Here is a 12141-nt window from a genome sequence, read left to right on the forward strand (position 1 = left end):
GAACGCTTCTTAGCCTGCGCCCGCTTCACGTAGCCAGGTAATCAGCGCCTCGCTGCCCGGCTGACTCAGCGTGCGCTGCGGCCAGGCAAGATAATAGGGTTTGCTCAGCGGCAGACTGAAATCGTCGACAATCACCAGTTCGCCCCGCGCCAGCTCCGCCGCGATCAGGCGGCGCTGCCCCAGCAGCAGACCGGCCCCCGCCACGGCAGCATCAATTGCCAGCGAGGTCAGATTGAAACTGAATGCGGGCTGCGGAGCCGGTTCATCCACGCCTCTGGCCTGAAACCAGCTTCGCCAGTCCGGCAGGAACCGGCCCTCATTGCCCCAGTCGAGGTGAATTAAAGGTGCCTGACGGAAGATCGTTTCTGACGTATAGCGCTGGAGTAAGGCGGGGCTGGCAACCGGCAGCACCTCATCATGGAATAACCACTGTTTGTCCAGCTGCGGATAGCGATCTTCGCCAAAGCAGATGACGAAGTCTGCAGGCATCGCTGTGAAATCAACCTGCGCGTGCGTGCCATGTAACGACAGATCGCTATCGGGGCAACAGGCGCGCCAGCTCGCCAGCCGGGGCAACAGCCATTTGGACGCCAGCGCTGGTAAGGCATAGAGCGTGAGTGTCGGCGCTTTCGCCGCATGGCGGATATTCTGCTGACCCAGGTGCAGGATATCAAAGGCTTCGGTGACGTAACGCAGATAGGCCTTGCCGGTGTCAGTCAGCATCACGCCGCTCTGGGTGCGTAAAAAGAGCGCGCTGCCGAGCTGCTCCTCCAGCTGACGAATCTGCTGGCTCACCGCCGCCGGCGTCAATGCCAGCTGGGCCGCCGCTTTCGCCAGGCTGCCCAGTTCGGCGGCCACTTTAAAGGACTGGATAACACTGATTTTAGGCAACCGGGGTGAGTGGGCAGGCATTAACGCTTCCTTATCAGGGTATTAAGTTTTTATCGTTACACAGGCTTAGCAGGCGACAGGTAGAGTAGCATCACTCCTGCTCATGATGAGAACTGTTGCTATGACTGACTCCCTGGTTCGTCTCGATCTTCATCCGCTGGCCGATCGTGGCTGGCGTCACCGCTGTCGTGAACAATTAAATCACGCTGGCGCGCTGGTCCTGCGTCAGTTCTTACAGACCGCCGCTCTGGAAGCGATAGTTCAGGAGGGCAACGCGCAGCGTCACCTGGCTTATCACACGCTCAGCAAACATAACGTTTATCTGATGAAACCTGATGCGGCCTTCAGCGCCGATCATCCGCGCAATCGTGACGTAATCAGCACCAAAGGCTGCATTACCGATGACGCTATTGCGACCGACTCCCCGCTGCGTCAGCTTTATACGGATGAGCTGTTCAAACAGTTCCTGTGCGACGTGCTGGGAGAGAACGCGCTCTATCCCTATGCCGATCCGCTTTCGTCGATCAACCTGCATTATGCGCCTCACGGCCAGGAGCTGGGCTGGCACTTTGACAACTCCTCTTTTGCTATCACCCTGCTGGTGCAAAAACCGCAGGCGGGCGGGGTGTTTCAGTATGTGAAGGATCTGCGGGATGCCGATGCCGGTGAGATGAATTATGCAGGCGTCGCGGCGGTGCTGGATGAACGCCAGCCGGTCGAGGCCCTGGCGATTGAGCCCGGCGATCTGGTGCTGTTTCGCGGGCGCAACTCCCTGCACCGCGTGACCCCGACCGAAGGTGAGGTGACCCGCATGCTGGCGGTGCTGGCTTACAACACGCAGCCCGGCATTGCGCTATCCGAAACCGCGCGGATGACTTTTTACGGCAGACTGTGAAATCAGGGCACGCCAGCCGCGCTCAAAGATTTGCTGCGTGCGGAAAGCCACTAACGCCCGCCAGTCTGCATCGCAGGGCCAGAATCCTTCGACAAGGTTTGCTTTGATCCTCTGGCCCTCTGCACTGGCGGGGTCGCCAGAGAGATGAAGCCAGTGATCGTCCCGCACCCGCCGATGCATCTCTTCCCCTTCATAAGTTCCGCATTCGACCACCAGCGGTAAAATCAGCGTACCGTCGAGGGCGGTAAGCAGATACTGTGACAGATAGCCTGTTGCGGTTGCCGTAATGCCGGTGGCGCTGTCCCGCCCGGCGCCGGTATAGAGCAGCGTCAGCCACTCGCTATAAATGTCTTTGCCCCACTCATGGGCGGCATAATGCTGCTCTGCAATGGAGAGCAGCATGGGATGGCCCCAGGCTCCGGCTCCGGTGTGGAGATCGAAGCTGATGATGGTTTTCGCCACGGAGAGATGCTGCGCAACGATCTCCGCCATCGTGTTAAAGGACCAGGCGGGCTGTGTTCCACCAAAGAAAAAGCCTTCAGCAGACGTATACTGTCCCGCTTCTGCAATGCGTTTAACTGCCTGCCAGCCGGTGTCACGCAGGACTTCGGCCAGCTGCCGATCAGCGCTGTCACGGTCGCCATGATATAGGGAGTGTAACCCGGCGTAGGCGGGGTTAGCGGGCAGCGGCTGGCTGAAGTCGATAAAATGACGGTTAAGATCGATATTATCTTCATTGACACGCCGCAGATGAGCTGCGCCCCAGGGATTAAGCAGATGCACCAGCACCAGCGCCGTGTCAGCAGGGAGCGCGTTTTCGTCGCGCGTCTCCAGCCAGTCTATCTGGCAATCCGAACCATAATAACCTTCGACGCCGTGTATGCCGGAGATAACCAGCATCACGCGTGACGCGTCGGCAGGACCCCGTCGGGCCACATCCGTATAGAGCGCCTCGCCCTGCGGGCCAGGCAGGGGATGGCGGTAAGAGGTCACCACCGCACCTGTGCGCTCTGCAGCCACCAGAAAGCGTGCGCGCTGAACCTGATAGTCGGGCAAGGCCATAGTATCCAGACGCCTGCAATCGTCGCGCGGGACCGTCACGGGTAAACCCTGAATCTGAAGTACTTTCTGGTCAGCTGGTCGTAGGTGCCGTTGTGATGAAGCTCCGCCAGCGCCGCGTTGATCATCTTCAGGTTAGCATCATCGCCCTTGCGTAACGCGATACCCACACCATCGCCAAATATCGCTTTATCCACCAGGGTGCCTTTAATGGCGTAGGGTTTGCCTTCCTGAGTGGTGAGAAATCCCTGCTCAGCGGAGACCGCGTTGGCCAGGCTGCCATCGAGACGCCCGGCAACCAGATCGGGATAGACCTCCATCTGATTAGGGTAAGAGATGACTTTCACGCCCTGGCCTTCCCATTTAGTTTTGGCGTACGTTTCCTGAATGGTGCCCTGAGCCACCCCGATCGTCTTGCCGCGCAGTGAGGCAACGTCGGTCGTCAGATTACTGGCCGCCGGTGCCAGTAACGCACTGGGGGTGTTATAGAGCATGTCACTGAAAGCCACCTGCTGGCGACGCTTATCGGTCATCGACATCGCTGACAGGATGGCATCAAATTTCTTCGCCTGAAGGGCAGGGATGCTGCTGTCGAATCCCATCTGCACCCACTGACACTTCACCTTTGCCTGCGCACAGATGGCATTACCAATATCGATGTCAAAACCCTGAAGCGACCCATCTGCCGCCTTAGATTCAAAGGGGGGGAATGTCGGGTCAACCCCGAAGCGCAGCGTCTGCTGCGCCAGAGCCACCTGTGAGAAAGCGGTGAGCGAAAACAGTAACGCGAGAGAGACGTTCTTTTTCATGTTTATTTCCCGGAATCAGGTGAATGTCATAGTGACCTCAGATTTAATAGCATGGGGGTTCTCTCATCACCAGCGAATAACCGCACTGAACCAGAGCAAAATCTTATAGTAATAAAGGGGTTAGCGGGTTTTTATGCGGTATTAACTTTTGCTTAATTACGGGCATTTATCCTCTGAGGGACGTGAGCCGCTGATGCAGGAAATCGATAAACGATCGAACTTTCTCAGGCACATGGCGCGTATTGGGGTAGAGCGCATAAATCCCCTGCTGCGGAAAGTGATGATCGGGCAGCAAGCGCACTAATCCGCCATTCGCAATGTCATCTGCGACAAGCCACTCAGGCAGGATCGCCACACCTGCCCCTGATAACGCAAAAGCCCGTAAAGATGAGGCGCTGTCGGCGACAATCCTGGCGGGGTGACGGGCACTGGGAAGCACACTCTCTCCGTCCGGGGTCACTATCTGCCAGCTTAAGGGCGTCGACAGACGACTGTGCGCTATCCATGTTGCTGACGCGAGCTGTTCGGGATTCTGGATGGCGGAGTGAGCCAGGGTGTTGAGGTAAGAGGGCGCTGCGACCGCATAAATCGCAAACTGATCGAGGCGTCGCGCATGATGAGTCGAATCGGCAAGATGACCCAGTCGTATCGCCACATCAAAGCGCCCGGCAATAAGGTCATCGGTCTGAGACGATGACACATGCTGTATTCGCAGTTGAGGATGTTTTTCCGCAAACGCAGCCAGGGCTGGCACAATGACGCGCGCACCATACTCAGGGGTAGTCGTAATCCTGAGTGAGCCGCTTAACCCTGTGTGGTCGCCGCGAACATCCTCCAGCACGCTTTCCGCATCCTGAAGCAGCTGAAGGCAGCGATGATAAAATCGTTCGCCGGTATCGGTGGCTGAAACACGTCGGGTGCTTCTGACGAGTAACGAGACACCCAGCTCTTCTTCAAGCTGTTTGATGTTGAAGCTCACGACGGCCCGTGTCAGTCCGAGCGTCTGAGCGGCCCCGGTAAAACTGCCAGCCCCGACGACGGCGACGAAGATTCCCAGCCGCTGCATATTGATCATTGTGCTTCCTTTGGATGAAACCATTGTCAAAACAATTTTGACAGTGTAACAAGCGGCAGTGAATTTATCCCCATTCTGGCTCCCCCTATACTGCGTGCCTCCTGTTCTCTACGCCGGAAAAAATATGAGTTATCGCGGGCGCGTGGCCAGCCTCTATCTGCTGGGTTTTTTCGTCGACTTAGTGAATATGTTTATCGCCAATGTGGCATACCCTGAGATCGGCAGACAGTTTGATGCACCGGTGAGCCAGCTGGCTTGGATAAGTAATGGTTACATCCTGGGTCTGACACTGGTCATCCCGCTGAGTGGCTGGCTGGCCAGACGTATAGGGTCCAGACGCCTGTTTATGCTTTCACTGCTGGTTTTTATGGCTGGCACCTGTGGCACAGGCGCATCAACCTCAATGGCTCAGCTCATCCTGTGGCGTTTCATCCAGGGTCTCGGTGGTGGGCTGTTGATCCCCCTGGGTCAGACGATGACTTATCAGCTCTACAGGAGCAGTGAACGCGCAAAGTTATCGTCTGCCGTCATGCTGGTAGCTTTGCTCGCACCTGCACTTTCGCCTCTGTTGGGGGGTGTGCTGGTGGAGAGTCTGAGCTGGCGCTGGGTGTTCCTGAGCAGCCTGCCACTCGCGTGTGTGGCGTTTGTCCTGGCGGCATGCTGGCTGAAAGCAGAGAGGGCGGAGGAATCATCTGAAGCTCTGGACCTGGTGGGTTTAATCAGCAGCTGTACCGCACTCACGCTGATCCTTCTCGGACTGACCGCGCTGGGTGAAGCTGACCGCTTTGCTCAGGGGGCCGGGATGCTGCTTATGGGTGTGATAACGCTGGCTGGCTACGTGAAGAACGCGCTGGGAAAGCGCCATCCCCTGATTAACCTGCACCTTGTCAGGGAGCCGCTTCTGCAGACCGCCATGCTGATTTATCAGTTCATACCCGGGGTGTTCACCGGGGTCAGTATGCTCACCATGCTCTATCTGCAAAACCAGCTTGCTATGCATGCAGGCTTTGCGGGCGCACTGATGCTGCCATGGTCACTGGCTTCCTTTGCCGCCATCAGTCTGACCGGCAGGCGATTTAACCTCTGGGGACCGCGCCCGCTGTTTATCGCTGGATGTCTGGTGCAGGCCGCAGGCATTGGCATGCTGGCAATGACAGACCAGCCAGCAGATGCCGTTGTTTTTGTCATCGCATTCACGTTGATGGGATTGGGTGGCAGCTTGTGTAGCAGCACGGCTCAGAGTTCTGCATTTATTCAAATCACCCATAACGATCTGGCTGATGCCAGTGCCATATGGAATATCAACCGGCAACTCAGTTTTTGCCTGGGTGTCACACTGGTCAGCCTGCTGTTTAACCTGCTGGTGAATACAGGCTTCCCGGTGATGCGCGCTTATCATCTCTGTTTTGTTATAGCGGCATGCAGCGCTGTCATCCCTGTGCTGTGCTGTTTTCGTATTTCAAATCAAAAGGTTGTCAGTACACTTAATGAGGAGTGAAAAATGAACCGTTACTGTCAGGAAGTTCTGGATGCCCATACGCTGATCAGCCGCTGGCTCGGCGATGAAGCGGCTCACGATGACGTTTGCGAGAAACTGCTGGGCCGTTTTAGTCCTGCGTTCTCCATGGTGACACCGGGCGGCGCCGTGATGGACTTTGCTGCTCTGAACACTTTTTTCCGCACGCAGCGCGGGGCAAGACCGGGTCTGAACATTGATATCGGCGATATGCAGGTCATTGCTGAAGGCGAAAAATCTGCCACCGTCGTCTATAAAGAGTGGCAGCAGCTTCCCGGACAAAGCGCCACACTCCGTTTTTCTACGGTGGTGTTTGAATCAGAGGATGATGGCAATATACGATGGCGCCATCTGCACGAGACAGCGTTGCCGCAGGCATAAAATCAGATGGCTGCTAAATGCGCACAATCTATCTTATGTTAAATGTGAGGCTTTCTGATACAATAACGAGCGGCTTAATTCGGCAAGTATTTCATTCAAGATATTATCATCCCTATCTTTGATGACTGAAAAGGCCGTCAGTGCGGCCTTAAAAATGACCAGCTCTAGATATAACCATTATGTTCATAACAAGCGGATTTTCTGTTAGTTCATGAAGTTATTTTGAAGTGAATTGAACCGCACATTAATAAAGTTCATTTAAAAAATAGATATGGTACATTCATCTTATAAGCTGGATACTCGCCCGACATAATTTAAATTCCCTACTAAGTTCCTTTACTTCACCGTTTACATCCACACATAGATAAATCAATACGTTGTGTTTTCAAAAACACTCCTCGTTTCATGCGTTGGGTTCAGAGTACAGTTATTTAACAGCCACATAGAATATCATGTAACTTACACTGATATGCTAAGTTATTGCTTTCTTTGCAAGAATATTTACACAAATACCCGCACTTCAGCGTGGTGTGTTCACGGGGAAGGAAATGCGGGGATACCAATTTGAAGAAAATCAACCCTGTATATGGTTATAATTACACCAAGCTGTGAATGGCGTAACATTTTGATAAGCCCATGTCCATGCATGCATACCGATATAAGGCTCGTGGATCTTATCTTGTTCGGCCATCATTCTGGAGTGTTCGGTGTAGTCAGTACTACTACTTACCGCCCTGTCCATCTCAGCTTTTACGGCCGGAGATGCACTAATATATTCCTCAGAACCCTTCACTTTTTGCGTGACACTGATTTTTGCGTCTTCTGGTTTCACTACATTATTCAGTTGATGATTATAATCAGCCGCGGCCTGTAAAATAATGGAACTGACCTTGCTACAATAATCCTGAACTTTGCCTTGAAGTGGATCGCCTGCCGCCATCGTTGGTACAGAAAAGGCTGATGCGGCTAGAATGATTAATAAATTCTCTCTGAACATAAGCTAATTTTCCTATTATCAATTAAAATACACCAATTTATTACTGCTTATAATCACCGGCTTTCATTATATTGAAATATTCAACCTCAGAAAGGTTACACTGGCCAAACGTCAGATAGATGACCCTAGCGGTTGCACATCTTGCGTCTAACATATTGTCAGTTGAATTACTTTATATCTGGTATCAACTTGCAGCCAAGAGCATTGCTTATTTCTCGAAGTAACGAGCCAGAGACTGGAAAAAGGCTATGGACGTTAACCGATATAGAATCCACGCTCCTTGACATCAGAACCCCACCCAATTGAAAATATAGACATGAATCCGATTCATAACCATTAACCCGATCGACATTGATAATGGGTAAACCAATTTCCATCTCCAGGCTAGATAGCACCCCTCTGTTCTCATAACAATGCTTCAATGCCTCTTTTAGAGTATCAAAATCAATCTCAGCGAAAGTTCGTATAATACCAGCCTTTAATAAATGAACCTCATTCTTATGTATAGTATAAAATGCATAAGCATAGTCACCATCTTTAAGGCTCTGTGCCTCATACTTAACTAATGGATATCTATTGTGTTTCAAGTAGTTATTAAGTTCCAAAAAAATATTATACTTATGGCCAAAACCTGTTCTATTGCAGTAAAGGAAATGCGTAAGACGGTAATATTCCTGAATGGCCTCGTTGGGAAGAATGTCAATCTTCCCATTTTTTTTCGTCAATTCTAAGAATGCAGGATCTTCAGACTTAAGCACCCTCCATTTAACCAGCTCTTCTTTAAAAACATCACCCCACATAAAATAAAACTCATTCCATATGTCGTTTTTAGGCTCAAACTTCTCTTCAAGAATTGGTTTTAAACGTTGTAGATATTTACTCCATGACTCTTTCTTTGTAATTAACTCGTTAGTGATCTTCTTATATTGAACGCTATTAATAACATCTAAAGGGGCATTCATCTTAGTTGCAATGGCGATATAATAATAATCTATCAATGACGCATATGCATTCAACAATGAATCTGCATTAACTTGAGATTTAAAAAACACATCATTATCGATTGGATTAACATTATTGCTTCCAAGTTTTAAAAAAAGATTAATAGCATCTGTAAGTGAAGAATTAAAACTATTAGCGAGGTATGTTATTTTTTGAGCTTGATACTTGATATTTTCAATTGCTTCCTGATACATATATTCATTATACATATACTATCCCTTTTAAAAATAATCTTACCAATCAGAATTATTTTTAACCCTATCAGAGCAAAATAGTAAGGGTTATAATGCCTTGTAAGTCTTACAAACTGCACCAACATGCCACTAGTACTCGCTTCACCCCCGCTCGTCCAACATAGATCTCAACAGTCCTCTAACCAGACTGATACCCCTCAGATAAAACAAGCCTGCCTTGGCAACGCTGCCGCCCTTAGCGATATCAGTTCTGGTTAAGTATTGTTGATGTATCTATACATTAACGTAATTCATAAATTTCTCAAGAAGGCAAACAGATAAACCCTAAAAATTTATGATACTGGCTATGCGATTACGAAAGGTAATAGCCCATGAACTGGATTAAAATAAGCTGACATTAAATTCCCATAAGAAGAACATTCTATTTTAATTCATTGACTTATATGTAAATTAGTTGGTTTCTAAATTAGCAATTTCCATTTAAAAAATTTTATGCGGCGCATTTGCTTTATGAACTGAATACTTACCTAACATAGTTTAAATGAGCAAATTCAGCGAGCACACCACTATGCGAACCGTTGTTGTTGTGCCCTACGATAATCAATGGCCTGCACTGTTTGCGGCCGAAAGTGTCATGCTAAAAACATTACTGAATGGCGCGGTTATCGGCCTTCATCATATCGGCAGTACGTCAGTACCCGGACTTGCGGCCAAACCCATCATTGATATCCTGCTGGAAGTGACTGACATCAATGCACTGGATACCTGTTCCCCTGCATTGAGCCGCGCCGGATATCTTGCGCGCGGTGAATCGGGCATTGCCGGACGCAGATATTTCACTAAGGGAGGCGATCAGCGCAGTCATCATCTGCATGCGTTCGCGGCGGGAGATAAAGAGATTTTGCGGCATCTTGCCTTTCGTGATTACCTGAGAGAAAACAGACGGGTTGCTGATGATTACGCTGAGCTTAAACAGGCGGCAGCTTCACTGTGCCGCAATGACAGCCAGCGTTACAGCGCGCTCAAGACCGATTTTATAGAACACCATCTGCGGATGGCGCTGCGTGCCATGAACAGTCAGTCGTGACGCGCCGTTATGTTAAATAAGCATGCATCTGGTCAATCCGGTGACTGACTTCCGGCAGAGAAGACAACCCTCTGACATTTATGTAATCATTCAGTAAAATTCCTGTTCTGGTTATGCCTCTATGCTCTCGGTGCCCTTTCCCGTCATTACGCTGATTGCTCTGCTTTTGCTGATCGCGGCCCTCTGCACAGCAGGCGCGCGCCATAATGGCGCACTGCGTTTTCTTTTTGCCAGCTTCATCCTGATATTAACCAATACGCTGCGCTGGGAGTTTCACTCCGATCTACTGAGAAACCTGCAGTCAGTCATGGCCAATTTTCTGCCCGCTATTGCATGGAGCAGTTTCGTGCCGCCCGGCGAGCACAGGCAGAAGCGCTATGTGCTGATGCTATTTGTACCCGTCGTTTTGTCACTACTGATCCGACTGCTGTGGGCGCCGGCTACAGATGTCGTGCTGGGCATACTGTTTTTCAGTTATGGCGTGGCTCTTTTCAGAGCGACGGGAAAGCCCCCCTTTCACTCTCTGCGACCGGGTGAGATTTCTCACTCTGACAGGCTCGCGCTGTTTGCGGGTTTCTTTCTCTGCTCCTCTGCGCTGACTGACCTTCTGATTGCTGTCGACTTCGGCTTCAGCGGGGGGAAATATGCCACCTCGATCGTGGCAGTTACGCAATTTGCGCTGCTGCCTCTGGTGGGAACGCTTATCTTCAGACTCATCAATCCGCCCACGCTCATCGGGTCAGCCCCCGGTCAGGAGCAGAACAGAGATAAAGAGAGAGCCGGGACGGCTGAGTTGACCGCCTTATACAGTAAGCTGGAAAAGCAGGTTCGTGAGGATGAACTCTACCTGAATCCGGATGTGACACTGGCGCTGCTGGCGAGGAAAACCGGCATACCTGCCCGCCATGTTTCTGCCGCCGTTAACTCGGTCAGACAGTGCAATGTTTCACAGTGGATTAATGGATTCAGGATTGAACGGGCAAAAGCGTTGCTGATTAACACCGCTCTGCCCGTGACGCACATCATGATGGAATCAGGCTTTATGACGAAGTCTAATTTTAATCGTGAATTCCTGCGGCTTTCCGGAACGTCGCCGGGGGCGTATCGTCAGCAGGCGCGGGATAATTCAGGGCTGACTGCAGAAAAAGCGTGATTTGACTCGTCAGTTGCTGATGCAGTGCTCTGCGGTCAGCGCCCCGATCATCCTGACACACGATGCCGTCACCGGGAGAAGCTTCATCTATAAGCTTCTCGCCACCCGGTTTGCATAACTGCATAAAACTGAAATGCGTAGCCCCCTTAACGATGCGGTAATGGTGCAGAGATGCAGGCAGGTTATCCGCAATATAGGCAGACTCCTGCGCCGCGGGTAGCTCTCCCAGGCTGTCATTACCCGCCGCCAGGATAAGAATGGGCAGCGTCATTCGGGTGAGACTTTGGGAAGTAAAACCCGGCGCTAAACCCGCATCGAGTGAAACCACGGCACCGATCCTGCTATCACGAAGATCAGAGAAGCGATCCTGTGCGGCCACCTCATTCATTCCCAGCTTATTTGTCAGCCTGCAGTCACCACGACGTGGAAATCGCTGACAGTTGCTCAGGAAAAGCGAAGGGTCGAAACGCGCTCCGGCCAGTGAAAGCACCGTCCATCCGCCAAGCGAGTGCCCGATAGCCGCGATTCGTGTGGTGTCCGCAGCGCCAGCAAGATCGGAATGGAGGCTGATGAAATCAATTACCCGCGAGAGTTCACGGGGGCGCCGCCACAGTTTTTTGGCCGCGTCAGGATTCTGATCGAACGTCGTCGTACCGGGATGATCGGGAGCGGCGACAATGTATCCCTGCGCGGCCAGGGCGGCTGCCAGCCAGGAGAGATTTCTCCAGCTTCCGTTGTAGCCATGTGAAATCACAACGAGAGGATGCCTGCCAGGTATCGGGGAGGCATCAGGGATCACGCTGATCCCGACAAAAGCGGCATTTTCTCCGACCGTTTCTCTCTTCCCTTGCTGGATTGCCGGATACCAGATGGCCACACTGAGAGGACTTCCCGCTGAGTCTGATAACTCCACCTGCCGGAATCCCGGCGCTGCCTGTCCTCCTGCACAGAAAAATAAAAGGGATAACGCGATAAGGCGTGTTCTGACCATGAGTGATGCCCTGCTGTAATGAGTGAAGGCACAGTAATAATCCGCTGCAGGGTTTCAGCGCGTCCTCAAACACGATCCAGGTCCTGATTTT

Annotated in this window: 12 protein-coding genes; 5 read left to right on the plus strand and 7 right to left on the minus strand. The window is 51.5% G+C overall.

Annotated features, from left to right (window positions below):
* Positions 1–9: 9 nt before the first annotated feature.
* A complete protein-coding gene (locus tag OJ965_RS01390) occupies positions 10–912 on the minus strand; it encodes a LysR substrate-binding domain-containing protein (protein WP_265135344.1) in 903 nt (300 codons plus the stop codon).
* Between the two features lie 100 nt (positions 913–1012).
* Between OJ965_RS01390 and OJ965_RS01395 the strand changes: the two genes are divergently transcribed.
* A complete protein-coding gene (locus OJ965_RS01395; protein ID WP_265135345.1) occupies positions 1013–1786 on the plus strand; it encodes a HalD/BesD family halogenase in 774 nt (257 codons plus the stop codon).
* On the opposite strand, the gene OJ965_RS01400 is transcribed toward OJ965_RS01395, so the two are convergent.
* The 3 genes from OJ965_RS01400 to OJ965_RS01410 all read right to left on the minus strand — a co-directional run bounded on the left by OJ965_RS01400 (position 1745) and on the right by OJ965_RS01410 (position 4729).
* On the minus strand, positions 1745–2848 hold the full coding sequence (locus OJ965_RS01400; protein WP_009092983.1) for a DUF2817 domain-containing protein: 1104 nt from the start codon (positions 2846–2848) through the stop codon (positions 1745–1747). The two genes, OJ965_RS01395 and OJ965_RS01400, sit on opposite strands and share 42 nt — an antisense overlap.
* Before the next feature lie 35 nt (positions 2849–2883).
* Positions 2884–3654: an ABC transporter substrate-binding protein gene (locus OJ965_RS01405; RefSeq protein WP_058958086.1), complete on the minus strand. Its 771-nt coding sequence runs from the start codon at positions 3652–3654 to the stop codon at positions 2884–2886.
* A 166-nt stretch (positions 3655–3820) separates the two neighbouring features.
* Positions 3821–4729 carry a LysR family transcriptional regulator gene (locus tag OJ965_RS01410; RefSeq protein ID WP_265135346.1) on the minus strand — a complete coding sequence of 303 codons (909 nt, stop codon included), beginning with the start codon at positions 4727–4729 and terminating at the stop codon, positions 3821–3823.
* A 124-nt stretch (positions 4730–4853) separates the two neighbouring features.
* On the opposite strand from OJ965_RS01410, the gene OJ965_RS01415 reads away from it, so the two are divergent.
* Positions 4854–6227: an MFS transporter gene (locus OJ965_RS01415; RefSeq protein ID WP_265135347.1), complete on the plus strand. Its 1374-nt coding sequence runs from the start codon at positions 4854–4856 to the stop codon at positions 6225–6227.
* A gap of 3 nt (positions 6228–6230) precedes the next feature.
* Positions 6231–6626: a hypothetical protein gene (locus OJ965_RS01420; protein ID WP_009092987.1), complete on the plus strand. Its 396-nt coding sequence runs from the start codon at positions 6231–6233 to the stop codon at positions 6624–6626.
* Between the two features lie 574 nt (positions 6627–7200).
* Here the strand turns inward: OJ965_RS01420 and OJ965_RS01425 are convergent.
* Positions 7201–7623: a hypothetical protein gene (locus OJ965_RS01425; protein ID WP_265135348.1), complete on the minus strand. Its 423-nt coding sequence runs from the start codon at positions 7621–7623 to the stop codon at positions 7201–7203.
* Between the two features lie 167 nt (positions 7624–7790).
* Complete coding sequence (locus OJ965_RS01430) at positions 7791–8834, minus strand: hypothetical protein (protein ID WP_265135349.1); 1044 nt, start codon at positions 8832–8834, stop codon at positions 7791–7793.
* Between the two features lie 553 nt (positions 8835–9387).
* Here OJ965_RS01430 and OJ965_RS01435 point away from each other — a divergent pair.
* Together OJ965_RS01435 and OJ965_RS01440 are read left to right on the plus strand one after the other, a co-directional pair.
* The gene (locus OJ965_RS01435) at positions 9388–9906 is read left to right on the plus strand and encodes a GrpB family protein (RefSeq protein WP_265135591.1); all 519 of its coding nucleotides are present in this window, start codon (positions 9388–9390) and stop codon (positions 9904–9906) included.
* Positions 9907–10027: 121 nt separating this feature from the next.
* Positions 10028–11059, plus strand: coding sequence for a helix-turn-helix domain-containing protein (locus tag OJ965_RS01440; RefSeq protein ID WP_265135350.1), 1032 nt, complete (start codon positions 10028–10030; stop codon positions 11057–11059).
* Here OJ965_RS01440 and OJ965_RS01445 read toward each other — a convergent pair.
* The gene (locus tag OJ965_RS01445; protein ID WP_338117905.1) at positions 10965–11936 is read right to left on the minus strand and encodes an alpha/beta hydrolase family protein; all 972 of its coding nucleotides are present in this window, start codon (positions 11934–11936) and stop codon (positions 10965–10967) included. The two genes, OJ965_RS01440 and OJ965_RS01445, sit on opposite strands and share 95 nt — an antisense overlap.
* Positions 11937–12141 lie beyond the last annotated feature (205 nt).

This window comes from Pantoea anthophila, assembly GCF_026104315.1.
In the GTDB taxonomy this organism is placed as follows: Bacteria; Pseudomonadota; Gammaproteobacteria; order Enterobacterales; family Enterobacteriaceae; genus Pantoea; species Pantoea anthophila.

Excerpts from the sequence above, each read along its gene's own strand:
- OJ965_RS01400 (WP_009092983.1), bottom strand. The coding sequence starts at position 2,848 with ATGGCCTTGCCCGACTATCAGGTTCAGCGCGCACGCTTTCTGGTGGCT.
- OJ965_RS01430 (WP_265135349.1), bottom strand. The coding sequence starts at position 8,834 with ATGTATAATGAATATATGTATCAGGAAGCAATTGAAAATATCAAGTAT.
- OJ965_RS01390 (WP_265135344.1), bottom strand. The coding sequence starts at position 912 with ATGCCTGCCCACTCACCCCGGTTGCCTAAAATCAGTGTTATCCAGTCC.
- OJ965_RS01420 (WP_009092987.1), top strand. The coding sequence starts at position 6,231 with ATGAACCGTTACTGTCAGGAAGTTCTGGATGCCCATACGCTGATCAGC.
- OJ965_RS01410 (WP_265135346.1), bottom strand. The coding sequence starts at position 4,729 with ATGATCAATATGCAGCGGCTGGGAATCTTCGTCGCCGTCGTCGGGGCT.
- OJ965_RS01435 (WP_265135591.1), top strand. The coding sequence starts at position 9,388 with ATGCGAACCGTTGTTGTTGTGCCCTACGATAATCAATGGCCTGCACTG.
- OJ965_RS01440 (WP_265135350.1), top strand. The coding sequence starts at position 10,028 with ATGCTCTCGGTGCCCTTTCCCGTCATTACGCTGATTGCTCTGCTTTTG.
- OJ965_RS01395 (WP_265135345.1), top strand. The coding sequence starts at position 1,013 with ATGACTGACTCCCTGGTTCGTCTCGATCTTCATCCGCTGGCCGATCGT.
- OJ965_RS01405 (WP_058958086.1), bottom strand. The coding sequence starts at position 3,654 with ATGAAAAAGAACGTCTCTCTCGCGTTACTGTTTTCGCTCACCGCTTTC.
- OJ965_RS01415 (WP_265135347.1), top strand. The coding sequence starts at position 4,854 with ATGAGTTATCGCGGGCGCGTGGCCAGCCTCTATCTGCTGGGTTTTTTC.
- OJ965_RS01425 (WP_265135348.1), bottom strand. The coding sequence starts at position 7,623 with ATGTTCAGAGAGAATTTATTAATCATTCTAGCCGCATCAGCCTTTTCT.